General features: G+C 73.6%; 26 protein-coding genes and 1 pseudogene. 9 read left to right on the top strand and 18 right to left on the bottom strand.

Going from position 1 to position 26,341, the window contains the following annotated elements; genetic code table 11:
• Positions 1 to 151: 151 nt before the first annotated feature.
• From ACFVVU_RS04965 to ACFVVU_RS04930, 8 genes are all read right to left on the bottom strand, one after another.
• Entirely contained in the window at positions 152 to 1,327 is a 1,176-nt protein-coding gene (locus tag ACFVVU_RS04965; protein WP_387788415.1) for an aliphatic sulfonate ABC transporter substrate-binding protein, read from the bottom strand.
• Between the two features lie 279 nt (positions 1,328 to 1,606).
• A complete protein-coding gene (locus tag ACFVVU_RS04960) occupies positions 1,607 to 2,947 on the bottom strand; it encodes a sulfate adenylyltransferase subunit 1 (protein WP_380683667.1) in 1,341 nt (446 codons plus the stop codon).
• On the bottom strand, positions 2,947 to 3,885 hold the full coding sequence (cysD, locus tag ACFVVU_RS04955) for a sulfate adenylyltransferase subunit CysD (protein ID WP_380683668.1): 939 nt from the start codon (positions 3,883 to 3,885) through the stop codon (positions 2,947 to 2,949). The genes ACFVVU_RS04960 and cysD overlap by 1 nt, the downstream gene beginning before the upstream one ends.
• A complete protein-coding gene (gene cysC, locus ACFVVU_RS04950; RefSeq protein WP_387788506.1) occupies positions 3,882 to 4,463 on the bottom strand; it encodes an adenylyl-sulfate kinase in 582 nt (193 codons plus the stop codon). Before cysC ends, cysD begins: the two co-directional genes overlap by 4 nt.
• A gap of 55 nt (positions 4,464 to 4,518) precedes the next feature.
• Positions 4,519 to 5,220 (bottom strand): phosphoadenylyl-sulfate reductase, encoded by a 702-nt coding sequence (locus ACFVVU_RS04945; protein WP_380683670.1) that lies wholly within the window; start codon positions 5,218 to 5,220, stop codon positions 4,519 to 4,521.
• Complete coding sequence (locus ACFVVU_RS04940; RefSeq protein ID WP_350543785.1) at positions 5,201 to 5,380, bottom strand: hypothetical protein; 180 nt, start codon at positions 5,378 to 5,380, stop codon at positions 5,201 to 5,203. The genes ACFVVU_RS04945 and ACFVVU_RS04940 overlap by 20 nt, the downstream gene beginning before the upstream one ends.
• Complete coding sequence (locus tag ACFVVU_RS04935) at positions 5,377 to 7,101, bottom strand: nitrite/sulfite reductase (protein WP_380683671.1); 1,725 nt, start codon at positions 7,099 to 7,101, stop codon at positions 5,377 to 5,379. The genes ACFVVU_RS04940 and ACFVVU_RS04935 overlap by 4 nt, the downstream gene beginning before the upstream one ends.
• 199 nt (positions 7,102 to 7,300) lie before the next feature.
• Entirely contained in the window at positions 7,301 to 7,384 is an 84-nt protein-coding gene (locus tag ACFVVU_RS04930) for a putative leader peptide (RefSeq protein ID WP_310593185.1), read from the bottom strand.
• 188 nt (positions 7,385 to 7,572) lie between these two features.
• Here ACFVVU_RS04930 and ACFVVU_RS04925 point away from each other — a divergent pair, with 188 nt between their 5' ends.
• On the top strand, positions 7,573 to 8,871 hold the full coding sequence (locus tag ACFVVU_RS04925; RefSeq protein ID WP_387788414.1) for a YihY/virulence factor BrkB family protein: 1,299 nt from the start codon (positions 7,573 to 7,575) through the stop codon (positions 8,869 to 8,871).
• 291 nt (positions 8,872 to 9,162) lie between these two features.
• Positions 9,163 to 10,275, top strand: a complete 1,113-nt coding sequence (gene rsgA, locus ACFVVU_RS04920; protein WP_387788413.1) for a ribosome small subunit-dependent GTPase A — start codon at positions 9,163 to 9,165, stop codon at positions 10,273 to 10,275.
• 64 nt (positions 10,276 to 10,339) lie between these two features.
• Here rsgA and ACFVVU_RS04915 read toward each other — a convergent pair whose 3' ends face one another.
• Positions 10,340 to 10,747: an ASCH domain-containing protein gene (locus ACFVVU_RS04915; RefSeq protein ID WP_387788505.1), complete on the bottom strand. Its 408-nt coding sequence runs from the start codon at positions 10,745 to 10,747 to the stop codon at positions 10,340 to 10,342.
• Positions 10,748 to 10,939: 192 nt separating this feature from the next.
• On the opposite strand from ACFVVU_RS04915, the gene ACFVVU_RS04910 reads away from it, so the two are divergent.
• Positions 10,940 to 12,529 carry a DNA-3-methyladenine glycosylase 2 family protein gene (locus ACFVVU_RS04910; RefSeq protein ID WP_387788412.1) on the top strand — a complete coding sequence of 530 codons (1,590 nt, stop codon included), beginning with the start codon at positions 10,940 to 10,942 and terminating at the stop codon, positions 12,527 to 12,529.
• Positions 12,526 to 13,038, top strand: coding sequence for a methylated-DNA--[protein]-cysteine S-methyltransferase (locus ACFVVU_RS04905; protein ID WP_387788411.1), 513 nt, complete (start codon positions 12,526 to 12,528; stop codon positions 13,036 to 13,038). The genes ACFVVU_RS04910 and ACFVVU_RS04905 overlap by 4 nt, the downstream gene beginning before the upstream one ends.
• A 99-nt stretch (positions 13,039 to 13,137) precedes the next feature.
• Here ACFVVU_RS04905 and ACFVVU_RS04900 read toward each other — a convergent pair whose 3' ends face one another.
• Together ACFVVU_RS04900 and ACFVVU_RS04895 are read right to left on the bottom strand one after the other, a co-directional pair.
• Positions 13,138 to 13,659, bottom strand: a complete 522-nt coding sequence (locus tag ACFVVU_RS04900) for a GNAT family N-acetyltransferase (RefSeq protein WP_387788410.1) — start codon at positions 13,657 to 13,659, stop codon at positions 13,138 to 13,140.
• A gap of 66 nt (positions 13,660 to 13,725) precedes the next feature.
• Entirely contained in the window at positions 13,726 to 14,229 is a 504-nt protein-coding gene (locus tag ACFVVU_RS04895; RefSeq protein WP_387788409.1) for a MarR family winged helix-turn-helix transcriptional regulator, read from the bottom strand.
• Positions 14,230 to 14,371: 142 nt separating this feature from the next.
• Between ACFVVU_RS04895 and ACFVVU_RS04890 the strand changes: the two genes are divergently transcribed.
• Positions 14,372 to 15,895, top strand: coding sequence for an MFS transporter (locus ACFVVU_RS04890; protein ID WP_387788408.1), 1,524 nt, complete (start codon positions 14,372 to 14,374; stop codon positions 15,893 to 15,895).
• A gap of 95 nt (positions 15,896 to 15,990) precedes the next feature.
• Here ACFVVU_RS04890 and ACFVVU_RS04885 read toward each other — a convergent pair whose 3' ends face one another.
• From ACFVVU_RS04885 to ACFVVU_RS04875, 3 genes are all read right to left on the bottom strand, one after another.
• Positions 15,991 to 16,731 (bottom strand): DUF305 domain-containing protein, encoded by a 741-nt coding sequence (locus ACFVVU_RS04885; protein ID WP_380683798.1) that lies wholly within the window; start codon positions 16,729 to 16,731, stop codon positions 15,991 to 15,993.
• A complete protein-coding gene (locus tag ACFVVU_RS04880) occupies positions 16,728 to 17,414 on the bottom strand; it encodes a DUF3105 domain-containing protein (protein ID WP_380683797.1) in 687 nt (228 codons plus the stop codon). The genes ACFVVU_RS04885 and ACFVVU_RS04880 overlap by 4 nt, the downstream gene beginning before the upstream one ends.
• A gap of 136 nt (positions 17,415 to 17,550) precedes the next feature.
• A complete protein-coding gene (locus ACFVVU_RS04875) occupies positions 17,551 to 18,108 on the bottom strand; it encodes a hypothetical protein (protein WP_380683796.1) in 558 nt (185 codons plus the stop codon).
• Positions 18,109 to 18,361: 253 nt separating this feature from the next.
• Between ACFVVU_RS04875 and ACFVVU_RS04870 the strand changes: the two genes are divergently transcribed.
• Positions 18,362 to 19,930 carry a hypothetical protein gene (locus tag ACFVVU_RS04870; RefSeq protein ID WP_387788407.1) on the top strand — a complete coding sequence of 523 codons (1,569 nt, stop codon included), beginning with the start codon at positions 18,362 to 18,364 and terminating at the stop codon, positions 19,928 to 19,930.
• Between the two features lie 69 nt (positions 19,931 to 19,999).
• Positions 20,000 to 20,613: pseudogene (locus ACFVVU_RS04865) on the top strand (DUF1707 domain-containing protein).
• A gap of 23 nt (positions 20,614 to 20,636) precedes the next feature.
• Here ACFVVU_RS04865 and ACFVVU_RS04860 read toward each other — a convergent pair.
• Entirely contained in the window at positions 20,637 to 21,245 is a 609-nt protein-coding gene (locus ACFVVU_RS04860; protein ID WP_387788406.1) for a TetR family transcriptional regulator C-terminal domain-containing protein, read from the bottom strand.
• 155 nt (positions 21,246 to 21,400) lie between these two features.
• Here ACFVVU_RS04860 and ACFVVU_RS04855 point away from each other — a divergent pair, with 155 nt between their 5' ends.
• A complete protein-coding gene (locus tag ACFVVU_RS04855; RefSeq protein WP_387788405.1) occupies positions 21,401 to 21,625 on the top strand; it encodes a hypothetical protein in 225 nt (74 codons plus the stop codon).
• Positions 21,626 to 21,637: 12 nt separating this feature from the next.
• On the opposite strand, the gene ACFVVU_RS04850 is transcribed toward ACFVVU_RS04855, so the two are convergent.
• From ACFVVU_RS04850 to ACFVVU_RS04840, 3 genes are read right to left on the bottom strand one after another with little or no spacing between them, the layout of a single operon-like run.
• Complete coding sequence (locus ACFVVU_RS04850; RefSeq protein WP_380683791.1) at positions 21,638 to 22,681, bottom strand: agmatine/peptidylarginine deiminase; 1,044 nt, start codon at positions 22,679 to 22,681, stop codon at positions 21,638 to 21,640.
• 30 nt (positions 22,682 to 22,711) lie between these two features.
• A complete protein-coding gene (locus ACFVVU_RS04845) occupies positions 22,712 to 24,427 on the bottom strand; it encodes an urease subunit alpha (protein ID WP_380683790.1) in 1,716 nt (571 codons plus the stop codon).
• Positions 24,424 to 25,134 (bottom strand): urease subunit gamma, encoded by a 711-nt coding sequence (locus ACFVVU_RS04840; RefSeq protein WP_387788404.1) that lies wholly within the window; start codon positions 25,132 to 25,134, stop codon positions 24,424 to 24,426. Before ACFVVU_RS04840 ends, ACFVVU_RS04845 begins: the two co-directional genes overlap by 4 nt.
• 469 nt (positions 25,135 to 25,603) lie before the next feature.
• Here ACFVVU_RS04840 and ACFVVU_RS04835 point away from each other — a divergent pair, with 469 nt between their 5' ends.
• Complete coding sequence (locus tag ACFVVU_RS04835; RefSeq protein ID WP_380683788.1) at positions 25,604 to 26,056, top strand: ATP-binding protein; 453 nt, start codon at positions 25,604 to 25,606, stop codon at positions 26,054 to 26,056.
• The last annotated feature ends 285 nt before the right edge of the window (positions 26,057 to 26,341 follow it).

The raw sequence follows: 26,341 nt of genomic DNA, 5'->3' as shown, positions 1-26,341 counted from the left end.
TGCGTGGTGTGGTCTGGCATCTGGTGTCAGGGAGAGGACCGGGGTCCGGGCCCCCGCCCGGCCCGAGCTCGGGGCATCGAGCGGGCATCGGTACGGGCGGGGCGGGGGCCGGACCGCGGGGTTCGTGCGCGGTGGTGCGGTCCCGCAGGCGCTACTTGGCGCCGAGTCCGGCGTCCGCGACGGGGCTCTGCCCCTTCTCCTTCAGCACCTTGTTGAGCAGGGTGAGGTCGTAGATGCCGTTCAGGTTCGGCTTCTTGAGCAGGCCGGCGGTGACGGCGTTGTCGGCCTCGGTCTGCAGGGTGGCGGCCAGCGGGTCGTCCAGGAAGTCGATGTCGGCCCAGGCCGGGTCGAGGATGGCCGCGTCCAGGGCGTTGCCGGCCTCCTTCTTGATGGCCTCGTTGGCGTCGGCCTTGGCCTTGTCCGGGTTGGCCTTGATGAAGGCGTTGGTGTTCACCGAGCCGCGCAGCACGGCCTCGACCACGTCGGGGTGTTCGGCGAGGAACTTCTGCGAGACGATGATGTTGGTGATCACGAACTTCTTGTCCGGCCAGATGTCCTTCTCGTTGAGCAGGACCTTCGCGCCGAGGGTGACCAGCTTGGACGCGGTCGGCTCGGGCACCCAGGCGGCGTCGATGGAGCCCTGCTTGTAGGCGTCCGGGGTGACCTTGTTGTCGCTGCGCACCACGCTGACGTCGCCGGCGCCGGACGCGGCGTCGACCTTGAAGCCCTTGCCGGCCAGGTAGTTGAGCAGCGCCACGTCCTGGGTGTTGCCCAGCTGCGGGGTGGCGATCTTCTTGCCCTTGAGGTCGTCCAGGGAGGCGATCTTGTCCGGGTTGGCGACCAGCTTGACGCCGCCGGAGGCCGAACCGCCGACGATCTTCAGCGACTTGCCGTCGGACTTGGTGAAGCCGTTGATCGCCGGGGAGGGGCCGATCCAGCCGATGTCGATGGAGCCGGCGTTGAGCGCCTCGATCTCGGCCGGGCCCGCGTTGAAGACCTGGGGCTTGATCTGGGTGGCGCCCAGCTCCTTCTGGAATATGCCCTCCTGGAGGCCCACCAGCGGGGTGCCGTGGGTCAGGTTGGCGAAGTAGCCGATCCTCACCGTGTCGGCGGAGAGCTTGGTGCCGGAGGCGCTCGCCGAACCGGAGGCGGAATCACCGGCGGGGGCGGCGGCGTTGGTCTTCTTGTCGTCGTCCTTGGAGCCGTAGCCGCAGGCGGAGAGCAGCGCGACGGCGGTGAGGCCGGCCACGGCGGCCGTGGCGGAGCGTCTGATCCGGCCGGCGGTGGGGCGTGCGAGGGTATGCGGAAGTGCCTGGTTCGGTGCCATGGGTGAGTCCTGTTCGCGGACGGACCGTCAGGAGCGCGGTCTCGGGAGGACGTTCGGTCAAGGTTGTGCTTGCGGCACCGCGCGGGGTGCCGGGCAAGCCGGGCCGGGGGACGCTGCTGCGCCTGCTGTGGGGAGGGACAGCGGCGGCCGGCCCGGTGACAGGGCGTTCTCAGCCCTGTCGGCCCACACATCGCGTCAGGCCGCCCTGGCCGCTGCCGAGGACGCCGCTGCCGATGCGGCCGCCTTCCTTGTCCATGCCCGAGAACGCCTCGCTGGGCATCAGACCCAGTCCTCCTCGTCGGGTTCGTTCGCGTCGGTGCTGCGTACGGTCTCGAAGGCCTCGCCCGCCATGCCGGCGGTGAGGGTGGTGCCGTCGGCCGGGTCGATCAGCAGGAACGAGCCGGTCCGGCGGTTGTCGCGGTACTCGTCGAGCGCCAGCGGCTCGGCGGTGCGCAGCACCACGTGGCCGATGTCGTTGACGTTCAGACCCTCGGCGCCGGAGCGCTGCTCCAGCGTGTCGATGTCGATCCGGTAGGTGATCTCCTTGACCAGCGCGCGCACGGTGCGGGTGGTGTGCTTGAGCAGCACCTTGTCGCCGGCCCGCAGCGGCCGCTCGTTGAGGTGGCTGACGGTGGCCTCGATGTCCTTGGTGGGGACGGGCGCGACGCCGGCCGCGATGAGGTCGCCGCGGGAGATGTCGATGTCGTCGGCGAGGCGCACGGTGACCGACTGGGGGGCCCAGGCGATGTCGGTGGCCCGGCCGAGGGCGTCGATGCCGGTGACGGTGGTGGTGTGGCCCGACGGCAGCACGGTGACGGCGTCGCCGACCCGCAGCACGCCGGAGGCCAGCTGGCCCGCGTAGCCGCGGTAGTCCGGGTGCTCCTCGGTCTGCGGGCGGATCACGTACTGGACCGGGAAGCGGGCCGGCTCGGAGCTCGGGTCGCTGCCGACCGGCACGGTCTCCAGGTGCTCCAGCAGGGTCGGGCCGCCGTACCAGTCCATGTGCGCGGACGGCTCGACGACGTTGTCCCCGGCGAGCGCGGAGATCGGGACGGCGACGACGTCCTTGACGCCGAGCGAGGCCGCGTAGGCGGTGAACTCGGCGGCGATGGCGGCGAAGACGGGCTCGGCGTAGTCGACCAGGTCCATCTTGTTGACGGCCAGCACCACGTGCGGCACCCGCAGCAGGGCGGCGACGGCGGCGTGCCGGCGGGTCTGCTCGACCACACCGTTGCGGGCGTCGACCAGGACGACGGCCAGCTCGGCGGTGGAGGCGCCGGTGACCATGTTCCGGGTGTACTGCACGTGCCCGGGGGTGTCGGCGAGGATGAACCGCCGCCGGGGGGTGGCGAAGTAGCGGTAGGCGACGTCGATGGTGATGCCCTGCTCGCGCTCGGCGCGCAGGCCGTCGGTGAGCAGCGCGAGGTCGGGCGCCTCCTGGCCGCGGCCCAGGGAGACGCGCTCGACGGCCTCCAGCTGGTCGGCGAGCACCGACTTGGAGTCGTGCAGCAGCCGCCCGACCAGGGTGGACTTGCCGTCGTCGACGGAGCCCGCGGTGGCGAAGCGCAGCAGCGAGGTGGCGGTGCCGGTCCGGGTCGTGCCGGTCTGGGTGGTGCTCATTAGAAGTATCCCTCGCGCTTGCGGTCTTCCATCGCGGCCTCGGAGAGCTTGTCGTCGGCGCGGGTGGCGCCGCGCTCGGTGAGGCGGCTGGCGGCGATCTCGGCGATGACGGCCTGGATGGTGGTGGCGTCGGAGTCGACGGCACCGGTGCAGGACATGTCACCGACGGTGCGGTAGCGGATCAGCCGCCGTTCGACCGGCTCGTTCTCCTTGGGACCGCCCCACTCGCCGGCGGTCAGCCACATGCCGCTGCGGGCGAAGACGTCGCGCTCGTGGGCGTAGTAGATCTCCGGGAGCTCGATGTTCTCGCGCTCGATGTACTGCCAGACGTCCAGCTCGGTCCAGTTGGAGAGCGGGAAGACGCGCACGTGCTCGCCCACGGCGTGCCGGCCGTTGTAGAGCGACCACAGCTCGGGGCGCTGGCGGCGCGGGTCCCAGGCGCCGAACTCGTCGCGCAGCGAGAAGACGCGCTCCTTGGCGCGGGCCTTCTCCTCGTCGCGCCGGCCGCCGCCGAAGACCGCGTCGAAGCGGCCCTTCTCGATGGCGTCGAGCAGCGGGACGGTCTGCAGCGGGTTGCGGGTGCCGTCGGGGCGCTCGCGCAGCACGCCGCGGTCGATGAAGTCCTGCACCGAGGCGACGTGCAGGCGCAGGTTGTGCTCGGCGGCGACGCGGTCCCGGTAGGCGATGACCTCCGGGAAGTTGTGGCCGGTGTCGACGTGCAGCAGCGAGAACGGGACGGCGGCCGGCCAGAAGGCCTTGAGCGCCAGGTGCAGCATGACGATGGAGTCCTTGCCGCCCGAGAAGAGGATCACCGGGCGCTCGAACTCCCCCGCGACCTCGCGGAAGATGTGCACCGACTCGGCCTCCAACGCGTCCAGGTGGGACAGCGCGAAGGGGTTGTCGTCGGCCTGCACCAGGCTCTGGGTCGCGGTGGTCATGCCAGGCCCCTCTCGGTCAGGAAGGCGTGCAGCTCGGCGGCGGACTCGGCGACCGCGCGGCCCTGGGTCTGGAGCCGCAGCTCCGGGTTCTCGGGCGCCTCGTAGGGGTCGTCGACGCCGGTGAGGCCGGAGATCTCGCCGGCCGCCTGCTTCGCGTACAGCCCCTTGACGTCGCGCTCGGCGCACAGCTCGACCGGGGTGGCGACGTGGATCTCCAGGAAGTCGGTGCCGTGCTCGGCGTGCCGCTCGCGCACGGCGGCGCGGGAGTCGGCGTAGGGCGCGATCACCGGGGCGAGCACCTTGACGCCGTTGGCGGCGAGCTTCTCGGCGACGAAGCCGATCCGGGTGACGTTGGTGTGCCGGTCCTCGCGGCTGAAGCCGAGGCCCTTGGAGAGGAATTCGCGGATCTCGTCGCCGTCCAGGACCTCGACCTTGTGGCCCTCGGCGCGCAGCCGCTCGGCCAGGGCGAAGGCGAGCGTGGTCTTGCCCGCGCTCGGCAGCCCGGTCAGCCACACGGTGGCGCCGCGCTCGCAGGGGCCGGCCGCGCGGGCCGCCTCTGCGGCTCCGGCGGCGGCCAGGGTGTCGGCTGTGGTCACGTTGCAGTCCTTAGAACGGGAGGGTGTTGACGGTCGGTCAGAGGTGGATGCCGCACTCGGTCTTGCCGGAGCCGGACCAGCGGCCGGCCCGGGCGTCCTCGCCCTCGCCCGGCTTGCGGGTGCAGGAGAGCGGGGAGCAGCCGACGGACGTGTAGCCCTCCCACAGCAGCGGGTTGAGCAGCACGCCGTTGGCGTTGACGTAGGCGTCCACGTCGTCCTGCGTCCAGCGGGCGATCGGGGCGATCTTGACCTTGCGGCGCCGGGCGTCCCAGGCGACCACCGGGGTGTTCGCGCGGGTCGGGGACTCGTCGCGGCGCAGCCCGGTGGCCCAGGCGTCGTAGCCGCCGAGGCCGCGGTTGAGCGGCTCGACCTTCCGCAGCGAGCAGCACAGGTCGGGGTCGCGGTCGTGCAGCCGCGGCCCGTACTGGGCGTCCTGCTCGGCCACCGTCAGTGCCGGGGTGAGCGTGATGACGTTGACCGGCATGGTCGCCGCCACCGCGTCCCGGGTGCCGATGGTCTCGGGGAAGTGGTAGCCGGTGTCCAGGAAGACCACGTCCACGCCGGGGAGGACCGAGGCGGCCAGGTGGGCGACGACCGCGTCCTCCATCGAGGAGGTGACGCAGAAGCGCTTGCCGAAGGTGTCGGCCGCCCAGCGCAGGATCTCCTGCGGGGTGGCCTCCTCCAGCTCGCGGCCGGCCCGGGTGGCCAGCTCCTCGTGGTCAGTCGTCGTGCCGGTCACTCTGGTTACCCCCGTTGGTCGGTGACAGCAGGCCGAGGAACTTCAACTGGAAGGCCCGGCGGCACCCGTGGCATTCCCAGGCCCCGTGCCCGGCCTCCGAGGGGCGCAGGTCCTCGTCCCCGCAGTACGGGCAGAAGAACGGGGCCGCACGCTCACTCACGACAGCTGCTCCTCGCTCGCCCGGGCCGCCCACTGGGCGAAGCGCTCGCCCTCGGCGCGGTCCTCCCGGTACCGGGTCAGCACCCGCTCGACGTAGTCGGGCAGGCCCTCGCTGGTGACCTTGAGGCCGCGGACCTTGCGGCCGAAGCCGGCCTCCAGGCCGAGCGCGCCGCCCAGGTGCACCTGGTAGCCCTCCACCTGGTTGCCCTGCTCGTCCGTCACCAGCTGACCCTTGAGACCGATGTCCGCGACCTGGATGCGGGCGCAGGCGTTCGGGCAGCCGTTGATGTTGATGGTCAGCGGCTCGTCGAAGTCGGGCAGCCGCTTCTCCATCTCGTCGATGAGGGTGCGGCCGCGCTCCTTGGTCTCGACGATGGCGAGCTTGCAGTACTCGATGCCGGTGCAGGCCATCGTGCCGCGGCGGAACGGCGAGGGGGTGACCCGCAGGTCCAGCGCCTCCAGGCCGGCCACCAGCGACTCGACCCGGTCCTCGGGGACGTCGAGCACGATCATCTTCTGCTCGGCGGTGGTGCGCAGCCGGTCGCTGCCGTGCGCCTCGGCGAGGTCGGCGATCTTCCCGAGCAGCGCGCCGTCGACCCGGCCGACCCGCGGCGCGAAGCCGACGTAGAAGTTGCCGTCCTTCTGCCGGTGCACGCCGACGTGGTCGCGCCAGCGGCCGGCGGGCTGCTCCGGGGCCGGGCCGTCGACCAGCTTGTACTTGAGGTACTCGTCCTCCAGCACCTGGCGGAACTTCTCGGTGCCCCAGTCGGCGACCAGGAACTTCAGCCGGGCGCGGTTGCGCAGCCGGCGGTATCCGTAGTCGCGGAAGATGCCGATGACGCCGCCGTAGACGTCGGCGACCTCGTCCAGCGGGACCCAGGCGCCGAGCCGGACGCCGAGCTTCGGGTTGGTGGACAGGCCGCCGCCGACCCAGAGGTCGAAGCCGGGGCCGTGCTCGGGGTGGACGACGCCGACGAAGGCGACGTCGTTGATCTCGTGGGCGACGTCCAGCAGCGGGGAGCCGGAGACGGCGGACTTGAACTTGCGCGGCAGGTTGGAGAAGTCCTTGTTGCCGATGAAGCGCCGCTGGATCTCCTCGATGGCGGGGGTGCCGTCGATGATCTCGTCCTCGGCGATGCCGGCCACCGGGGAGCCGAGGATGACGCGCGGGGTGTCGCCGCAGGCCTCGGTGGTGGACAGGCCGACGGCCTCCAGCTTCTGCCAGATCGCGGGGACGTCCTCGATCCGGATCCAGTGGTACTGGATGTTCTGACGGTCCGTCAGGTCAGCGGTGTTGCGGCCGTACTGCTCGGAGACCTCGGCGACGGCGCGCAGCTGGGCGACCGTCAGCCGGCCGCCGTCGATGCGGACGCGGAGCATGAAGTACTCGGCGTCGAGCTCGTGCGGATCCAGGATCGCGGTCTTGCCGCCGTCGATGCCCTCCTTGCGCTGGGTGTACAGACCCCACCAGCGCATCCGGCCCCGCAGGTCGGCCGGGTCGATCGAGTCGAAGCCCCGGTGCGCGTAGATCGTCTCAATACGTGTCCGCACATTGAGACCGTCGTCGTCCTTCTTGAACTGCTCGTTGGCGTTCAGAGGAGTGAAGTGGCCCATGCCCCACTGGCCCTCGCCGCGGTGACGGGTCACCTTGCGAGCGGCGGCGGGGCGGCGCGCGGGGGCGCGGTCGGCCGGGGGCTCGGCGGTCTCGGGGGTGGTGGCCATGGTGAAGTCCTTCGGGGCAGGTGGCTCTGACGCCGGGTTGGTCGCTGGGCGTGCTCGGCGGTGCGGTACTGCTGTGACCTGCGGATTCCTCAGGGCCGGGAGAGCAGTCGCGGTGGCCGGGCGGGCGCCTGCGCATCCGCTTCGGCGGGGATGGCGGGGAAGGTGGCGCCGGGTGCGGTGGGAGACGGCGGGATCGGGCTCAGGTCACCGGACAGATGGCGCTGGACACGCGAAGGAGATCGACGTGCAGTCGACCTACTAGGGTGGTTCCGGCGCTCGGCATGGCAAGAGATTCGCACGGCGCACGACTCGCGGTCCACTAACGTCCGTATTCTGGATGCCTGAGTTTCGGATCGTGAGATGTCGGAGCGTTCCCGCCGCTCCCGCCGACGGGGGTCCCGCAGGACCCCCGAACGGCGCCCCGACCCCGGGAGATCGGTCGACGGGCCCAGGCCCGATACCGTTACCCCTGTGCAAGCAGCAGGCGAAACGACCAGGCCGAACCCCGAGCGGCCCTCCCGTCGTCGGGGCAAGGGCTCCCGGCGCAGGCGGGCGGCCAAGCAGGCCGCCTGGCGGACCACCGGCTGGGCCCTGGTCAAGGACACCACCAACACCTGTGTCGAGTACCGGGTCACCGGCCTCGCGGCGGAGGCGGCGTTCTTCACCCTGCTCTCCATCCCGCCGCTGCTGCTCTGTCTGGCCGGCACGCTCGGCTACCTGGACGACTTCGTCGAGGCCGGCACCATCGACAAGCTGAAGGCCGACATCGTCAAGGCGGCCGGCACGGTCCTCTCGGACTCCTCCATCACGCAGGTGGTCCAGCCGCTGCTGGGCCAGGTCTTCGACCAGGCCCGGCCCGACCTGATCTCGATCGGCTTCCTGCTGTCGCTGTGGTCCGGATCCCGGGCGCTCTACATCTTCATCGACACCATCACCGTGATGTACGGGCTGGACGGGCGGCGCGGCATCGTCAAGACCCGGCTGCTGTCGCTCGGCCTCTACCTCGGCGCGCTGGTGATCGGCTCGCTGGTGCTGCCGCTGCTGATGGCCGGCCCCGAACTGGTGACCAACGCCGTGCCGGAGAGCGCCTGGCTGCTCAGCGCCGCCTACTGGCCGTTCGCGATCGTGTTGCTGATCGTCTCGCTGACCACCCTGTACCACCTGGCGGTCCCGGTCTCCACGCCCTGGCGCGAGGACATCCCGGGCGCGCTGGTCGCCCTGGTGGTGCTGGTGTTCTGCAGCGTGGCGCTCCGGCTCTACCTGGTCAGCTCGATCGAGGGCCACTCGGTGTACGGCTCGCTGGCCGCGCCGGTGGCGGTGCTGCTGTGGATCTTCGTGGTGGCGCTCGCGGTGCTCATCGGCGCGGCCATGAACGCGGCCATAGACCGTCGCTGGCCCACCCTGGAGACCGCCGACGCCCGCGCCGAGAACGAGCGCGCCCACGAGGCGGCGGCCGCCGCGGTGGTCCGAGAGGTGGCCGCCCGGCGCGCCGTCGAGCGGGCCCGCCGGGCGCGCGAACTGGGCCTCGCCGAGGGCGGCGACGACGAGTACGGGGAGGACGAGGGCGAGGACGGCGACGTGCCCTCCGAGTACCCCGAGCGGTGGGCCGACGTGCTGGCCGCCGACAACGTCCGCGGCCGCCTCTCCGCCCGCGGCGGCCCGCACCACCGGCCCGTCCCGCCGCCGCCGGACAGCGACCGCCCGACCGCCCCGCCCCCCGAGTACCCGCTGCCGACCCGCCCGCCGCGCCCGCCGTGGGACGAGCGCTGAGCCGGCGATCCGCCCCGAGGGGATCCGCCCGTGGTGGAAATCCGCGGGTGAAAAACCGGTTGGCAGGGTGGGGCCGGGCCGCTAGCGTGTGAGCGTCCGGTTCGGGCGGCGCAGGCGCCGCGCCGAGGAGAGAAAGCAGGAGGTGAGTCCCGTGGCCACGACTGTCATGACGGCTGCCCTGGGCAGCGCCCGCGTCCACCTCTCCCTGCCGGCCGCCGGCTGACGTAGCCACTCGCGCACGCAGCCGCAGCAGCCCGGCGGGATCGCTTTCCTCCCGAAGGGCCCACTGCGTTGTTCAACGCTGCCTCCGTTCCGTCTTCCTCTGACCTTTCCTCCCCGCTGCTCGGCTACGGCTGGACGGCCGAGCTCGACGAGCTGTTCGCGCCGCTCGCCGAAGCCGGGCTGGTCGCCGCCCGGATCGTCCGGGTCGACCGCGGCCAGTGCGACGCCGTGCTCGCCGACCCCGAGACCGGTGAGCTGCGCACCGTCCGCGCCGACACCCGACAGGTCGGCGACGCCGACATGATCAACTGCCCGTGCACCGGCGACTGGGCCGCCGTCGACCTCTCGGCCGGACTGCCCATGCCCGCGGTCGCGGCGCTGCTGCCGCGGACCACCGCGATCATCCGCAAGGTCGCCGGCAAGCGCTCCGACGGCCAGGTGCTCGCCGCCAACGTCGACACCGTGGTGGTCGCCGCCTCGCTCGCCGCCGAGCCCGACCTCGGGCGGATCGAGCGCTTCCTCGCCCTCGCCTGGGAGTCCGGCGCCGAGCCGGTGGTCGTGCTCACCAAGGCCGACCTGGTCGACGACGCCGACTTCATCCGGGCCGACGTCGAGGCCGCCGCGCCCGGCGTCACCGTGCTGGTCGTCAGCGCCGAGACCGGTGAGGGGATCGACGTGCTGCGCGCCTGCACGCCGGGCACCACCGCGGTGCTCGGGCAGTCCGGCGTCGGCAAGTCCACCCTGACCAACGTGCTCGCCGGGATCGACGTGATGGCCGTGCAGGAGGCCCGCTCCGGCGACCAGAAGGGCCGGCACACCACGACCACCCGCGAGCTCGTGCTGCTGCCCGGCGGCGGGGTGCTGATCGACACGCCCGGGCTCCGCGAGGTCGGCCTCTACGGTGGCGAGGGCGTGGCGCTGGCCTTCGCCGACATCGAGGAGCTGGCCGGGGAGTGCCGCTTCCACGACTGCAACCACGAGAGCGAGCCCGGCTGCGCGGTGCGGGCGGCGCTCGCGGACGGCTCGCTGCCGGAGCGCCGGATGGAGAGCTACCGCAAGCTCCAGCGGGAGAACGAGTGGATCGCCTCCCGCTCGGACGCCCGGTTGGCCTCGGCCCGGGTGAAGAAGTGGAAGACCATCACCAAGACGATGCGCGCGGCGGGGGGAACCGTGAAGTGGTGAACTCCGGGGTGCCGGCGGCGGGACGGGTGCCCCTCCCGCCGCCGGCGGCCCGGCGCAGACGGTGTCAGCGGAGGTCGGCCACCAGCCGGAAGCGCTCCAGGACGACGGGCGTGGTGTCGTCGACGGTGAAGGCCGGGTCGCCGAGCGAGGCGCGCAGCTCAGCGCTGTGCCAGAACCGCTCGTGCCCGGCCCGCCACTCGGCGACCGAGGCGTACCCCTCGCCCTCGTCCAGGGCGTGCCGCAGATCGACCTCGCCGAGCGGGACGACCCGGACCTCGGTGTTCTCGATCACCGCGACGATCCGCCCCGTCGAGTCGACCACCGCCCCGCGGGTGCCGGCCTGCGGCAGCGGTGCGTTCTCCCGCTCGTACTCGGTCAGCAGGCCGGTGGTGCTGGTCTTGGCGCCGGAGAGCACGGCACCGACCAGCCGGTCCCGCAGCGGTCCGGGGAAGGCGAACTCGTCGACCCGCAGCGCGGCGACCCGCGGGTCCTCCGCACCGGTGTAGGGCTGCTCGGACACGCGTGCTCCTGGGGGGTCGGGGGCCGGTCGTGCGCAGGCTATCCGGCGGGAGGGCGCCCGGGCGCGCGATTTTCCGCCCGCCCGGCCGCCCGTCCGCCGCTCTCCAGGCCGCCCGCCCGTCCGGCGACCCGGTCCGCGACGCCCATGTCCGATTTCCGCCAGTCGCGGGCCATCGGGTGCCGCAGACTGGACAGCGTGATCGACGACGACATCCGGTACCGCGCCGTGGACAGCCGGGACGCCCGCTTCGACGGCGTCTTCTTCACGGCCGTCACCTCGACCGGCATCTACTGCCGGCCGAGCTGCCCGGCCGTGACCCCGAAGCGCGTCAACTGCACCTTCTACCCGAGCGCCGCCGCCGCGCAGAGCGCAGGCTTCCGGGCCTGCCGCCGCTGCCGCCCCGACTCCGTCCCCGGCTCGCCCGAGTGGAACCACCGGGCCGACCTGGTCGGCCGGGCCATGCGGCTGATCGGCGACGGAGTCGTGGACCGCGAGGGCGTGGCCGGCTTGGCCCAGCGCCTCGGCTACAGCTCCCGCCAGCTGCAGCGCCAGCTCACCGCCGAACTCGGCGCCGGCCCGATCGCGCTCGCCCGCGCCCGCCGTGCCCAGACCGCCCGGCTGCTGCTCCAGACCACCGAGCTGCCGGTCACCGACATCGCGTTCGCGGCCGGCTTCGCCTCCGTGCGGCAGTTCAACGACACCGTCCGCGTGGTCTACGACCGCACCCCCAGCGGGCTGCGCGCCGAGGTCGCGGCCGGCCGCCGCACCGCCACCCCGGCCGGCGGTCTCGCCCTTCGGCTCGCCTACCGGGGCGCCCTGGACAGCGACCACCTGATCGACTTCCTCGCCCTGCGCGCCGTGCCCGGCGTGGAGGAGGTCGTGCCCGGCGCGCGACCCGGGGTGCGCACCTACCGCCGCACCCTGGCGCTCCCGTACGGCCACGGCATCGCCGAGGTGGACGGCCTCGCCCCCGGTGAGCCGGCCACCCGCGGCTGGCTCGACTGCCGGCTGCTGCTCACCGACTTGCGCGACCTGCCGACCTCCGTCCAGCGCCTGCGCGTCCTGTTCGACCTGGACGCCGACCCGGTCGCGGTCGACGAGCAGCTCGGCGCCGACCCGCTGCTCGGCCCGCTGGTGCGGGCCCGGCCCGGGCTGCGCTCACCGGGCCACGTCGACCCGCACGAACTGGCCGTGCGCGCCGTCCTCGGCCAGCAGATCACCGTCGGCGCGGCCCGCACCCTGGCCGGCCGGCTCGCCGAGAAGTACGGCACCGCGCTGCCCGAGCCCAGCGGGGGGCTGCGGCTGCTCTTCCCGACCGCCGCCGCGCTGGCGACCGCCGACCCGGAGGACTTCGCGATGCCGACCGCCCGGCGCCGCGCCCTCACCGGCCTGTGCGCCGCCCTCGCCGAGGGCGTCGTGCGGCTCGACGGCGGCGTCGACCGGGAGGAGGCGGCCGCGCGGCTGCTCGCCCTGCCCGGCATCGGCCCGTGGACCGTCGGCTACCTGCGGATGCGCGCCCTGGCCGACCCCGACGTCTTCCTCCCGAGCGACATCGGCGTCAAGCACGGACTGCTCCGGCTCGGCGCCCCGGGGGACCCGAAGTCCGCCGCCCCCGCGGCCGGGGCCTGGGCCCCCTGGCGCTCCTACGCCGTGCACCGCCTCTGGGCGGGCCCGGCCGTCGACCCCGGCACCGGAGTCGACCCCAGTACCGGAACGGAGAACACCGCAGCATGAGCACCACCGTCTTCACCTACATGGAGAGCCCGTTCGGCCGGCTGATGCTCAGCGGCATCGTCCCGGACGGCGGCGGCCCGGCCGGACTGGCCACCGTCACCGCCCCGGGCCAGCGGTACGCGCTCGCCGAGCCCGCCGACGACTGGGTGCACGACCCGGAGGCGCTCGCGGAGCCGGTCACCCAGCTCACCGAGTACTTCGCGGGCGAGCGCACCGCCTTCGACCTGGAGCTCGCCCCCGTCGGCACCGAGTTCCGCCGCCGGATCTGGGCCGCCCTCGACAAGATCCCCTACGGCGAGACCGTCACCTACGGGCAGCTCGCCGACCTGGCCGGCGAGTCGCCGCGCGCGGTGCGGGCGGTGGGCGGGGCGGTCGGCGCCAACCCGCTGCTGATCATCCGCCCCTGTCACCGCGTCCTCGGCGCCAACGGCGCCCTCACCGGCTTCGCCGCCGGCGTCGACCGCAAGCGGTGGCTGCTCGACCTGGAGCACGGCACCTCGCTGTTCTGACCTGCCGAACCGCTGACCTGCCGAACCGCTGATCCGCTCAACCGCTCAACCGCTCAACCGCTGAGCCGCCGAGCCGCTCCGCGTGCCGGGCGCTCCCGGTCAGTCCGCCGGGAGCGCCCGCAGGTCCACCCGCCAGTCGTTGCTGCGCATCCAGCGGCCGGGCGGGAACTCGAAGTCGGTCTCGCCGAGGAGGGTGAAGCCGGCCCGGCGGCACACGGCGTTGGAGGCCGGGTTGTCGACCGAGGGGAAGGCGTGCAGGTACCGGTGGCGGCCGGTACGGGCGGCGGCCTCGACGGCGGCCCGCGCCGCGACCGCGGCGATGCCCCGGCCCTGGTAGGGCGGCAGGACGTTCCAGCCCATCTCGTGGACGGTATCGCCGCGCCAGGTGCGCTCCGCGTAGCCGACGGTGCCGACCGCCACCCCCTCCGGCTCCAGGACGACGCGGTACATGCAGCCGGTGCCGGAGGGGACGAAGTCCAGATAGCGCCGGTGCCGCACGAGCATCCGCTCCTCGTCCTCCGGGCCGCCGGTGTGCCTGCGCATCTCCGGGGTGTTGACCAGGCGCAGCAGGGCGAGGTCGGCGTCGGTCCAGGGTTCGAGGCGGAGCAGCGCGGGATCCATGACGGGACGGTAGCCGGGCGGGCGCCCGGCGGGGTACCCGATTTCCGCGGGAGGCGGATCCGCCGGTCAGCCGCCCGCGGGCTCGGCGAGCGCGCGGGCCAGGTTCTCCAGCGCCGGCAGCGCGTGCATCACGGCGTCCCGGTCGGCAGGGGAGAGGGTGTCGAGGGCGGAGGCGATCCGCCGTTCGTGGGCCCGCTGCCAGTCGTCGAGCTGGCGCCGCCCGGCCGGGGTGAGCGCGATCCGCGCGGTGCGGCGGTCCCCGGGGTCGGCCTGGCGGTCGACGAAGCCGGCGTCCAGCAGCTTGCCGACCAGGCCGCTGACGGTGTTGGGGGCGAGCCGCTGGCGGGTGGCCAGTTCGCCGACCCGCAGCGGGGCGGCGGCGAGGGTCTGGAGGAGTTCGACCTGCGCCATCGGCAGGGACTCCCACGGGTAGTCGGTGCGGATGCTGCTGCGCAGCGAGCGCCGGAGCCGGGTGACCGCGTCGGTGAGCCGTCGGGCGCGCTCGATCGCCGCCGGCTCCACGGCCTGCGGATCGGCGGCGGGTTCGGGAACGGACGGTGACGACGGCATGGCCGACAGCGTAGCGCCTGGTGGGGACGGGGCCCGAACGCCGGGGACCGGTCGGGGACGACCGACCCCGTTCCGTGAGCGGCCGGTCGCATGCCGATCAGATCGTAGATAGAACATATCTGTATCCGATATATTTCGCCGTATGAACGCGGCGTCGACCCTCACCTCCCGGCTGCTCACCACCGGGCTGCTCACCGAGCGCCCGCGGCCACGCGGCATAGCCGGCTGGCGGCACGCCCACTGGCTCGCCGTCGGCACCGTCTGCCTGGGCGCCTTCCTCGGGCAGCTGACCGCCAGCGTCACCGCCCTCGTCTACCCGGCGCTCCAGCGCCACTTCGGCACGGGCTTCGCCGCCGTCGAGTGGGTCGCGCTCGCCTACCTGCTGGTCCTGGTGGCACTGCTCGCGCCGGTCGGCCGGCTGTCGGACCTGGTCGGCCGTAAGACCATGTACATCGGCGGGTTCGCCGTCTTCGGCCTCGCCTCGCTCGGCGCCGGATTCGCCGACGGCCTCGGCACGCTGGTCGCGCTCAGGGCCGTCCAGGCCGTCGGCGGCGCGATGATGCAGGCCAACAGCGTGGCGCTGGTCGCCCGGGGCGTCCCCGAGCACGCGATGCGCCGGGCGCTCGGCATCCAGGCCGCCGCCCAGGGCCTCGGCCTGGCGCTCGGGCCCAGCCTCGGCGGGCTGCTGGTGGAGCACGCCTCCTGGCGCTGGGTGTTCTGGATCAACGTGCCGGTCGCCCTGGTGGGCATCCTGGCCGGCTGGTTCCTGCTGCCCCGCACCCACCGCCCGGACGCCCGGCCGCTGAACCGGCCGCTGAACCGGCCGTTGAACCGGCCCGCGAACGAGCCGACGACCCGTCCGGTGCCCCGGCCGCGTGGGGCCGCCCGGCCCGATCCGGACGGCGGGCGCTTCGACCTGGCCGGCCTGCTGCTGCTCGCCGCCTCCACGACCGCGCTGCTGCTCGCCCTCTCCGCCGCCTCCGGCCTGCCGCTGCCCGGCTGGGCCGTGGCCGCCCTGCTGCTCGCCACCGTGCTCTGCGCGCTCGGCCTGGTCCGCCAGGAGCGCCGGGCCACCCGGCCGATCCTCGCCCCAGGTCTGGTCAACACCCCCGGCGTCCGCCCCGGCCTGGCCGTCTCGCTGATCGGCTACCTGCTGCTGTTCTGTCCGCTGGTGCTCGGTCCGGTGCTGCTCGCCGAGGCGGGCCTGCCGACCGGGCAGGTCGGCCTGGTGATCACCCTGCTCCCGGCCTCGTTCGCGGTGGCCGCGACGGCCGGCGGCGCACTGCTGCCGCGCGGCTGGTCGGACGTCGCCCGCTGCCGCTTCGGCGCGGCCCTGGCCGGCGCCGGGCTGCTGGGCTGCGTGCTGCTGCCCGTCGCGGGTGCTCCCGCGCCGGCGCTTCCCCTGCTGGTGGCCGGCTGGGGGCTCGGGGTGCTGCTGCCCGCCAACAACGCCCTGGTGATGCGGGCGATACCGGCCGAGTGCTCGGCGGTCGGCGGCGGCATGGTCAACATGGCCCGCAGTCTCGGGACGGCGCTCGGCACCGCGCTGCCGGTGCTGGGCGTCCACCTGGCCGGACCGGTGCTGGGCGGCCGGGCGGTGCTGCTGGCGCTGGCCGCCGTGGCGGTCCTGGCGGTGGCGCTCACCCGGCCGGTGCGGCGCCGCTGAACGAGCCGGCGGGGGCGGGCGGCGGCGGGGACGACAACGGCCGGGGCGGTGAACGGAGTTCCGTTCACCGCCCCGGCCGTGCGAGCCGCGGTGCCTCAGGAGGCGGGCACGCCCGGGGCGGCGCCGCGCTCCTTGAGCATGTCGGTCATCAGCTCGATCTCCGAGCTCTGGCCGACCACCATCGACAGCGCGAGCCGCTTCTCCGCGTCGTTGTGCGCCATGTCGACGTAGCCCTGGGCCATCTCCACGCCGCCCTTGTGGTGCTCCACCATCAGCTGCAGGTAGAGCACCTCGGCGTCCCGGCCGCTCAGCGAACGGAGCTTGGCGAGCTGCGCGTTGGTGGCCATTCCGGGCATCAGCGAGCCGTCGTGCGCCTGGTAGTCGGCGCCGTGGCCGTGGCCGCCCATCGCCGTCATCCAGGCCATCGGCTTGGCCGTGGAGTGCTGGGTGAGCCCCCACTGGTCGAGCCAGCCCATCATCATGCCGCGCTGGTTGGCCTGGGTGTTGATGATGTCGAAGGCCAGGGTGCGGGTCGGCTCGTCCGACGTCCGGTCGCGGACGATGAACGACAGGTCCACCGCCTGCTGGTGGTGGGTCGACATGTCGCGGGCGAACCCGGCCTCCGGGGAGCCGTCGGCCGGAACGCTGAGCGAGGACGTCCCGGAGGCGGAGGTGCCGCCCGCCACCAGGGCCGGCACACCGAGGGCGAGGGCGAGCGCGGCGGCCAGCGCGGCCGGCCACCAGATCCGCCGGCGCGCGGCCGCGCGGTCCGCGTCCTGCGCGGAGTGGTCGGCGCTCTCCGGGGCGTGCTCCGTGTTCTCCTCGGCGGCGGTCACATCGCGCCCATCGTGCAGGAGGCGCCCGGCTCCTGGGTCTGCTTGCCCTGGACGTACTTGGTGAAGAACTGGTTCACCCGGGGGTCGCTCGCGCTGTCCACGGTGAGCTGGGTCGACCAGGCGCTCAGGGTGATGGTGCCCTGCTCGTCCGGGTACGGGCTCATCAGCGAGTACGGGGTGGCCTTCACCTTGTCGGAGAGGACCTTGATGTCGTCCGGGGTGGCCTTGCCGTTGTAGGTCACCCAGACCGCGCCGTGCTCCAGCGAGTGGACGGCGCGCTCGTTCTCGACCGGCTGGTCGTAGACGGTGCCCATGCAGTCCAGCCAGACCGCGTTGTGGTCGCCGCCGACCGGCGGGGTCTGCGGGTAGGTGACCTTCTCCTTGACATGGTTGCGGGTCAGGTCGCCGAAGGTCTGCACGCCGTCGATCGGGGCCGCCGCGGCGGCCTCCTTGGCCTTCTTGTCCTTGTTGGCGTCGACCACGATCCAGGTGCCGGTGGCTATCGCCGCGATCACCAGCACACCGGCGACCGAACCGGCGAGGATCTTGTTGCGGCGGTCGCGGCGCTGCTCGGCGGCGCGCAGCTCGGCGATCCGGGCGCGGCGGTCGTTGCTCGCCTGCTTGGCGCTCGGCTTGTTGCTCTGGGCCTTGTTCGGCTGCGTCTGCTTGGAGGCGGAACCCATGTGGTGTCCTAGTCCCCACCGCGCATCGGGCGCGGCGGTCTGAAAGAAGTGACGGGAAGGTGCGGATCCGTCGGTCCCGCCCGCCCGGTGACACGGTGGTCGGCGGGGGAGGGCAGCGCCCGGCGGCGGGTTCCGCTCAGGACCGGTGTACTTGGAGTTCGTGCAGGTCGGGCGCGGGGTGCGGGCCGACCAGCAGCCCGGCGGGCACCACCCGGGGCTGCGCCTCGGGGGTTTCCGTCAGAGGCGCCGCCGCGGGTTGCGGTTGCGGCGGCGGGTTGGGGAGCTGGGCGTCCTGGGCGCAGTACGGGTGGCTGGAGCAGCCGTTGTTGCGGTGCGGCGGATCGCCGTCGACCGAGCACCAGGTCCAGTGCCGGTGGCTCTCCGCGCGGATCCGGTCGCCGAGGGTCTGCGGCGCGGTGGCCGGACCGGTGGCGGCGGAGCCGTGGAGTTGGGACGGGACGCCGGCCTCGACGTCGGCCGGGATCGCGGTCACGCCGGACGGGGGACCCACCGGGGGGTCGGCCGGGACGGTCACCGGGAGGCCCGGCCGTTCGGCCGTGACCGCCTTGGCGTGCGCCGTGCAGGGCAGCGCCATCAGCAGCCCGACCAGCAGCAGGATCCACAGCGTGCCCACCGGGCGGACCACGAGTGCGGCCCTCCCCGGTCGGGGGTTGCTGGGGGCCGACACGGTCATGCGCACATTTAATCAGCCGAACGAGTGATGCGAGCCCTTTCCTCGGCCCTCATTTTCGAGGGCGGAGGCTTCCTAATGCCCCGGAAACGCCCTGGTCGGGGCGGTTCGGTCGACTGCGGGAGGAACAGAAACGAAACGGGCAGCGAAACCGGTGATCGATATCGGCCGATGTGGGTTCGGTTGTCGTCGAAACCCGGACAGCGCCCCGGCCCTTCGGGACAATGACGTCGAGCCAGCGACCAGGAGCCGCCAGATGACCAAGCAGGGTGCACCCGCGCAGCAGCACCACCGGCCGGACGACGGCTGGTGGGACACGGTCTACGCGGGCCCGGCCGGCACCCTGCCCGACACCCCGGACGCCGAGTCGGGGGAGGGCAGCGTCGACGACTGGTTCGAGACGGCGGCCGGCCTCATCGGGCAGCAGCGGAGCGCGCCCGCCGAGGAGACGACGGCGGCCGGTGAGGCGCCGGAGGCCGGTGAGGCGCCGGAGGCCGGGCCGGTGGCCCCGGCCGGCGAGGAGGTGCTGGAGCGGGACAGCATCGACGACTGGTTCGACACCGCCGCCGGTGTGATCGCCCCGCAGTCGCCGGCTGCTGAGCCGGCGGCCGCCGAGGTGCCGGTGACCGCAGCTCCGGCGGCCGACGAGACGCGCCGCTTCCCCGCCCCCTTCTGGGCGGCGGACGCCCGGGTACCCGAACCGCGCCCGAAGCCCGAGGCCGCGTCGGCTCCGGCGTCCGCCCCCGTCCCGGAGCCGGAACCGGAACCGGAACCTGAGCCGGAGCCGGCCGTTGAACCGGAGCCGCCCGCCGCCGAACCGCCCGCCGCCGAGGCCGTCGAGCCCGAGCCGCCCGCCGCCGAACCGCCCGCGCCGCGCCCGGCCGCCCGGCCCGGGCGGGCCGAGGCCGCGCCCACCGTGCCGCACGTGGGCGAGCGCCCGCCCACCTACGGTCCCGAACCGACCGCCGTCCCCGAGGCCGACCCCGGCGCGCTGGGCGGCGTCGTCGCCGACACCGTGCTGGAAGGCGCCCAGTACGGCGCCACCACCCTGCGGGCGGCCTCCGTCCGCGGTGACTCCGCCCGCCACCGGGGTGAGACCCGGCGGGACTCGCTGCTGGTGACCCGGTTCGGCGAGGGAGCGGACGGCCTGCTGCTCGCCGTGCTCGGCGGCTTCGACCACCCGGGACCCACCGCCGAGGCGGTCGCCACCGCAACCGCCGAGGCCTGCCGTCAGCTCGCCGGCGCGGTCGGCCGCAGCCGCGAGAACCTGGCCGCCGACCTGCGCGACGGCGCCCGTGACCGGCTGCGCTACGGCCTCCAGCGGCTCGTGCTGAGTTCCGTCGCCCCGCTGCGGGCCCTGGCGCCGGAGAGCGCCGTTGACGACACGGACACCGCGGATGGCGAGCCGTCCCCGGCCTCGCTGCACTGCCTGCTGGTCTCGCTCGACCCGACGGCCGGCCACCGGGCGGCGTTCGGGGTCGGCCCGGGCGGCCTGTACCTGCTGCGGTCCGGTCACTGGATCGACGCCTACGCGGCCCGACTGCTGCACCAGCCCGACGGCCAGCCGCCGGCGCCGGAGCCCCCGGCACCGGGTTCGAGCCCGTTCCGCTACCGGATGGTCCCGGCGACGCCGGGTGACATCCTGCTGCTCTGCACCCCCGGCCTGGCCCGCCCGATCGCCGACGAACCGGCGGTCGCGCACTTCCTGGCCTCCCACTGGGCCCACCCGCACCCCCCGGGCACCGTCGACTTCCTCCGCCAGGTCCAGGTCCGCGCCAAGGGCTACGCCGACGACCGCACCGCCGCCGCGATCTGGACGGAGTAGCCCTCCGGCCCCGCCACCCGTCCAGGTCCGTTCGGTCCGCCGGCCGTCTGTCCTTCTATCCTTGCGGCCATGACCGCCCAGCTTCCGGAAAGCTCTCCGCGCCCCCTTCCCCCGGGTGGACTCCGCGCGTCCCACGCCGACCGGGAGGCGGTGGTGGAGCTGCTGCGCGACGCGGCAGCCGAGGGGCGTATCGACCTCGACGAGCTGGACACGCGCCTGGAGGGGGCGCTGAAGGCGAAGACCCACGGTGAGCTGGCGGTCCTGACCGCCGATCTGCCCGGCCCGAAGCCCGCGGAGAGCGGACCGCCGCTGGTGCTCAAGGGCGGCATGTCCGGAGCGTCTCGCGGTCCCGGGCGCTGGGAGGTTCCCAGGCGCGTGATCGCCCACGGAGGACTCGGGGGCGTGAAGCTCGACTTCACCCGGGTCGAGTGCCGCCGCGCGGAGATCGTCGTGGAGGCGTACGGGGAGATGGCCGGTGTCACGATCGTCATCCCCGACGCCTGGGCCACGGACACCAGCGGCATGGATCCCGGCCTCGGTGGCCTCAAGGACAGGACCACGTCCGGTCGGCTCCCGGCCCGCTGATCCGGCTCACCGGGTCCGGCGGCATGGCGGGAGTGGTCGTCCGCCACCCCGACCGCCGGGAACGGCGCAAGCTGCTCGGCGATCCGGCGCAGCCGTAGCCCCCGGATCCTCGCCCAGGCCTTCAGGCCGGCACGGTGCCGAGCAGGGTGCCGCAGGCGGTGGTGGCGAGGTGGTGGGCGCGGGGGCGGGCGGCGCCGGGCAGGCCGAGGGCGAGCGGGACGGCGAGGCCGTCCAGCAGGGCGCGGATCTGGATGGCGCGCTCGGCGGCGTCGCCCGGGGCGAAGCGGGCGGCGGCGGTGCCCTCCTCGATCAGCGCGACCAGGTCGGCCTGCCAGGGCGCCTCGATCTCCAGCTGCCCCTGCCGCAGTTCCTCGCTGGCGGGGGAACGCCCCCACACCTCGACCCAGAGGATCCAGCGCGGGTCCCCCGGGCCTTCCGGGAGGTACAGCCCGGTGTACTCCGCCAGCCGCTGCCGCACGTCGCGGCCGCCGTCGGCGAGCATCGCCCGGCGGCGGGTGCCGAGCTGCTCCTCGCTCCACCGCAGGGTCTCCAGCAGCAGCTGGTCCTTGCTGCCGAAGTAGTAGAGCAGGTGCCCGGCGCTCATCTGGAGCCGGCGGCCGAGGCCGGCCATGGTGAGCTTGGCGAGCCCGTGCTCGGCGATGGCGGCGCGCGCGGTGGCGAAGACCTCCTCGCGGGGGCGGGCCGGTCGGCGCGGGCGGGCGTCGGCCATCGGTGCTGCTCCTCCGGACTCAAGGGGGCCTTCACGATACCGGCCGTGGCCGGGCGGCCACGGAGCGGGACGTCGGCCGTTTCGACGCCCCGCTCCTGCGGGTACGTACCGATCGGGGTGCCGACCGGGGGATTTCCGACCCGAGGGGGTGGCCGATGGCCACGATGATCGCCCTGTTCGCCGGTCTCGCCGTCCTGGTGACCGGCCTGACGGTGTACCTGCACCGGCGCCGCAACGGCCCGACCGAGAACCTCGACGGCCTGCTGACCGAGCAGGAGCGGCTGGCCCGGCTACGGGCCCTCCGCTCCTCCTACAGCTCGATCGCGATGCACAGCTCCCACGGACTCACCACCGACGACCTGGGGAGGTACCACCGCTAGAACCCGAGGGGGTCAGGCCTTCGGCTGCTGCTGGGTGATGCAGTGGATGCCGCCGCCGTTGGCGAAGATCTCCCGGGCGTCGACCAGCTCGACCGTGCGGCCGGGGTAGGCCTCGGCCAGGACGGCGGCGGCCTCCTGGTCGCGCGGGTCGTCGAAGGCGCACAGCACCACGGCGCCGTTGGCGACGTAGTGGTTGATGTACGAGTAGTCGACCGGCTCGCCCTCCTCGTCCAGCAGGACGGTGGGGGCGGGCAGCTCGACGACCTCCAGCGGGCGGCCCTGGGCGTCGGTGGAGGCCCGCAGGATCGCCACCAGCTCCCGGCACACCTCGTGGTCGGGGTGCGCCGGGTCCGGCTGGACGTGGGCGACGACGACGCCGGGGCGGACGAAGGAGGCGACGATGTCGATGTGGCCGCGGGTGCCGAACTCGTCGTAGTCGCGGGTGAGCCCGCGCGGCAGCCAGATCGCCTTGGTGGTGCCGAGGAAGGCGTGCAGCTCGGCCTCGACCTGCTCCTTGGTCCAGTCGGCGTTGCGGCCCTCGCCGAGTTGGACGGTCTCGGTGACGAGCACCGTGCCCTCGCCGTCGACGTGGATGCCGCCGCCCTCGTTGATCAGCCTGGAGGCGAAGCGCCGGACCTCGGTCAGCCCGGCGATGTGCTCGGCGATGTGCTGGTCCTTGTCCCAGCGGGCCCAGGACTGCGCGCCCCAGCCGTTGAAGATCCAGTCGGTGGCGGCCACCCCGCCCTTGCCGTCGACCAGGAAGGTCGGGCCGATGTCGCGCATCCAGGCGTCGTTCAGCGGCCGCTCCACGATCTCGACCGCGTCGGCGACGTACTTGCGGGCCTCCGCCGTCTCACCGGTGTTCACGACCAGGGTGACCGGCTCGTACCGCACGATGGTGTTGGCGACGTTCGCCCAGGCCTCGCGCGCCGCGTGCAGGTGCTCGGGCGTGTCGAAGGTCGGGTTGTCGGTCGGGAAGGCCATCCAGGTGCGGTCGTGCGGGTGCCACTCGGCGGGCATCCGGTAGCCGAGCGAGGCGGGGGCGGGGGTGGTCATCGCGGCGTCCTTCGGTGGGGCGGGGGAGGGTCAGAGGAAGTAGAGGCGGCTGAGCGAGACGCTGTCGGCGGGCTCGGAGCGCAGCGGGGCGCCGTCGAGCGAGACCAGGCCGGTCTCGGTGACCTCGACGCGGCCGACCCGGGCGTTGCGCACCATGTCGCGCGGGCCGATGCCGCGGGTGCCCCGGACGCCCACGCGCCGGCGCCGGGTGGGCAGGCCGTCGGCGGGGCGGTCGAGGTACGCGCCGTCGGCGGCGGCCTGGGCGACGAAGGCGACCGAGATGTCGGCGGCGGTGGCGCCGTGCGCGCCGAACTGCGGGCCCAGTACGAGGGGCTCGCAGCGGTCGGTGGAGGCGTTGGGGTCGCCGACCACGCCGTAGGCGGGGAAGCCCGCCTTGAGGACCAGCTGCGGCTTGGCGCCGAAGTGGTCCGGGCGCCACAGCACGATGTCGGCCAGCTTGCCGATCTCGATCGAGCCGACCTCGTGGGCCAGGCCGTGGGCGATGGCGGGGTTGATGGTCAGCTTGGCGATGTAGCGCAGGACGCGCTCGTTGTCGTCCCCGCTCTCGACGGTCCCGAAGCCGCCGTCGAGCGGGCCGAGCTCGGCCTTCATCTTGCCGGCCATGGCGAAGGTGCGGCGCACGGTCTCGCCGGCCCGGCCCATGCCCTGGGCGTCGGAGGAGGTGATGCCGATGACGCCCAGGTCGTGCAGCACGTCCTCGGCGCCCATCGTGCCGGCCCGGATCCGGTCGCGGGCCATCGCGGCGTCGCCGGGCAGGTCGGTCTTGAGGTCGTGCGCGGAGACGATCATGTCGAAGTGTTCGCCCAGCGCGTCCCGGCCGAACGGCAGGGTGGGGTTGGTGGAGGAGCCGATGACGTTCGGCACGCCCGCCATCTTGAGCACGTTGGGGACGTGGCCGCCGCCGCAGCCCTCGATGTGGAAGGCGTGGATGGTCCGGCCCTCCAGCACCTTGAGGGTGTCCTCGACGGACAGGCACTCATTGAGGCCGTCGGTGTGCAGGGCGACCTGGACGTCGTACTCCTCGGCGACCCGCAGCGCGGTGTCCAGGGCGCGGGTGTGGGCGCCCATGTCCTCGTGCACCTTGAAGCCGGAGGCGCCGCCCTCGGCGAGGGCCTCGATCAGCGGGGCCTCGTCGGAGGAGGAGCCGCGGCCGAGGAAGCCGATGTTGACCGGCCAGGCGTCGAAGGCGTTGAAGGCGTGCCGCAGGGCCCACGGCGAGTTGACGCCGACGCCCCAGACCGGGCCGAACTCCTGGCCGATGATCGTGGTGACGCCGGAGGCGAGCGAGGCCTCCATGATCCGCGGCGACAGCAGGTGGACGTGGGTGTCGATGGCGCCCGCGGTGGCGATCATGCCCTCGCCGGAGACGATCGTCGTCCCGGTGCCGACGACCACGTCGACGCCGTCCATGGTGTCCGGGTTGCCGGCCCGGCCGATCGAGGCGATCCGGCCGGCGATCAGGCCGATCGAGGTCTTGCGGATGCCCTGGACGGCGTCGATCACCAGGACGTTGCTGATCACCACGTCGCAGGTGTCGCGGACGGCGGCGGGCTTGAGGTGCAGGCCGTCGCGGGCGGTCTTGCCGAAGCCGGCCAGGAACTCGTCGCCCGGGGTCTGCGAGTCGGACTCGACGCGGACGATCAGCCCGGAGTCGCCGAGCCGGATCCGGTCGCCGGCCCGGGGGCCGTGCACGGAGATGTAGTCGAGCGGGGTGATGGACGTCACGACTCGACCTCCGCGTCGTCGAAGTGGATGAGGTAACCGGTGGCGCGGGCCTTGGTCAGCGCGGCCTCCTTGGCGCCGGGGGCGTCCAGCGGGCCGTCGACCAGGCCGGCGAAGCCGATCGCGACCCGCGCGCCGCCGATCGGCACCAGGCCGACCTCGACGGTGGCGCCCGGGTCGAAGCGCACCGAGGAGCCGGCCGGGATCGCCAGGTGGGTGCCGTAGGCGGCGGCGCGGTCGAAGGCCAGGCGCGGGTTGGCCTCGAAGAAGTGGAAGTGCGAGGTGACCGAGATCGGCACCCCGGAGGTGTTGTGGACGGGCAGGACCACGGTCTCCTCGACCGGGTCGTAGCCGGCGCCGTCGCCGAGCAGCGCGCTGCCGGGGGCCTCGTCGCCGAGCGAGCCGGCGCCCCGGAACGGGTCGTTGACCACGGCGAGGCGGGTGCCGTCGTCGAAGACCGCCTCCACCTGGACCACGGTGACCACGTCGGGCACGCCGGGCAGCACGTCGTCGGCGGTGAGCACGGAGCGGCCGGCCTCGATGGCCTCGGCGAGGCGCCGGCCGTCCCGGGCGGCCTCGCAGACGGTGTCGGCGATCAGCGCGGTCGCCTCGGGGATGTTGAGGCGGACGCCTCGGGCGCGGCGGGCGCGGGCCAGCTCGGCTGCTGTGAAGATCAGCAGCCGGTCCCGCTCGGTGGGGGTCAGTCGCACGGTTCCTCGCTCGCGGTCGCCGGGTGAGGGGGAAAAACGTTAGAACGGCGTTCAAACATCTCCGGTCATTGAACCCGGAGCGGTCCGCCCTGTCCAGCCTTGCCGCTCCCGCGGCGATCGGCTCGGCGGAACGCCGGGGCGGCGGCGCCGGAGACCGAAAACCGCCCGTACGCTTCGCAAACCTGTCCGGCGGGGGCAGTTGGATCACGTGAACCGCCCCGTGCCCCTTTCACCCCAGGTGATCGCCTGGGTGCTGTTCCAAATGCCGAAAGCTGGGCATGAGGATGATTGGTCAGTACCAAGTGGGCCGACCGGCCGGCGGGGGATACCGGACCGGTGACCCGGAGCGAGGGCGGGGGCAGGGGTGATGGACGGTCAGTCGCGATTCCCGCGGCAGCGAACGAGTTCGGGGGGCGCCTTCCGGGTGACCGGAACCGGCCAGGGCGCCCCGGCGGGCACCACGGGCCCCGTGAACGCGCTGGGCGTGCCCGGCGTCACCCGCCCGGGCGTACCGGCGCCCGGGTGTGCGCTCAACCGCCGGCTCCACCTGGCACTGGAGGCCGCCGACCTGGTCGGCGTCGGCGCGGTCCGCCGCCGGCTGCGCGCCGCGCTCGGCGTGTGGGGCGTGCCCGAGCTGGCCGACACCGCCGAGCTGCTCACCTCCGAACTGGTCACCAACGCGTTGCAGCACACCGGCCAGGGCGCGGTCTTCGACGCGGTGCTCACCGGTGACCAGCGGCTGCGCATCGAGGTCCAGGACGGCACGGCCCGGCTGCCCGGCCGCCGCCGCGACCAGGACGCGGAGTACGCCACCTCCGGCCGCGGGCTGATGCTGGTCGAGGCGCTCGCCGACTCCTGGGGCGTGCAGCTGCGCGGCGACGGCAAGGTCACCTGGTTCGAACTGGGCATCGTCGGCGCCTGAGCCGCCGCCCGCGGACCGCGGTTCGCCGATTCCCGTCCGCGGCTCACCGTTCGGCCCCCCATCGCGCGCCGTTTGTCGTACGAGCACCGTTCGCTGTCGAACGATGCCCGGAAGTGAAGGCACGCGACAAGGTTTCCGGCCCGTTGCCATTGCCGCTCGGCCGAACATTGGCCAGGATGGTGGGAATGTGTGCCCACGTGCGAGAAGCGGCGGGGAAAGACCACCTCGACCGATGACCGCCCATGGGCGCGCGACCGTCGAGCACCACCCACCACCCGCCACGCG

Origin of the sequence: Kitasatospora sp. NPDC057965 (assembly GCF_042887135.1) — a bacterium.
Lineage (GTDB): Bacteria > Actinomycetota > Actinomycetes > Streptomycetales > Streptomycetaceae > Kitasatospora.
Note: the sequence above shows the minus strand (reverse complement) of the source record. Positions and strands in the feature narration are given on the sequence as shown.

Excerpts from the sequence above, each read along its gene's own strand:
- ACFVVU_RS04965 (WP_387788415.1), bottom strand. The coding sequence starts at position 1,327 with ATGGCACCGAACCAGGCACTTCCGCATACCCTCGCACGCCCCACCGCC.
- ACFVVU_RS04960 (WP_380683667.1), bottom strand. The coding sequence starts at position 2,947 with ATGAGCACCACCCAGACCGGCACGACCCGGACCGGCACCGCCACCTCG.
- cysD (WP_380683668.1), bottom strand. The coding sequence starts at position 3,885 with ATGACCACCGCGACCCAGAGCCTGGTGCAGGCCGACGACAACCCCTTC.
- ACFVVU_RS04935 (WP_380683671.1), bottom strand. The coding sequence starts at position 7,101 with ATGGCCACCACCCCCGAGACCGCCGAGCCCCCGGCCGACCGCGCCCCC.
- ACFVVU_RS04930 (WP_310593185.1), bottom strand. The coding sequence starts at position 7,384 with ATGCCGAGCGCCGGAACCACCCTAGTAGGTCGACTGCACGTCGATCTC.
- ACFVVU_RS04910 (WP_387788412.1), top strand. The coding sequence starts at position 10,940 with ATGTCCGATTTCCGCCAGTCGCGGGCCATCGGGTGCCGCAGACTGGAC.
- ACFVVU_RS04905 (WP_387788411.1), top strand. The coding sequence starts at position 12,526 with ATGAGCACCACCGTCTTCACCTACATGGAGAGCCCGTTCGGCCGGCTG.
- ACFVVU_RS04900 (WP_387788410.1), bottom strand. The coding sequence starts at position 13,659 with ATGGATCCCGCGCTGCTCCGCCTCGAACCCTGGACCGACGCCGACCTC.
- ACFVVU_RS04895 (WP_387788409.1), bottom strand. The coding sequence starts at position 14,229 with ATGCCGTCGTCACCGTCCGTTCCCGAACCCGCCGCCGATCCGCAGGCC.
- ACFVVU_RS04890 (WP_387788408.1), top strand. The coding sequence starts at position 14,372 with ATGAACGCGGCGTCGACCCTCACCTCCCGGCTGCTCACCACCGGGCTG.
- ACFVVU_RS04880 (WP_380683797.1), bottom strand. The coding sequence starts at position 17,414 with ATGGGTTCCGCCTCCAAGCAGACGCAGCCGAACAAGGCCCAGAGCAAC.
- ACFVVU_RS04875 (WP_380683796.1), bottom strand. The coding sequence starts at position 18,108 with ATGACCGTGTCGGCCCCCAGCAACCCCCGACCGGGGAGGGCCGCACTC.
- ACFVVU_RS04870 (WP_387788407.1), top strand. The coding sequence starts at position 18,362 with ATGACCAAGCAGGGTGCACCCGCGCAGCAGCACCACCGGCCGGACGAC.
- ACFVVU_RS04860 (WP_387788406.1), bottom strand. The coding sequence starts at position 21,245 with ATGGCCGACGCCCGCCCGCGCCGACCGGCCCGCCCCCGCGAGGAGGTC.
- ACFVVU_RS04855 (WP_387788405.1), top strand. The coding sequence starts at position 21,401 with ATGGCCACGATGATCGCCCTGTTCGCCGGTCTCGCCGTCCTGGTGACC.
- ACFVVU_RS04850 (WP_380683791.1), bottom strand. The coding sequence starts at position 22,681 with ATGACCACCCCCGCCCCCGCCTCGCTCGGCTACCGGATGCCCGCCGAG.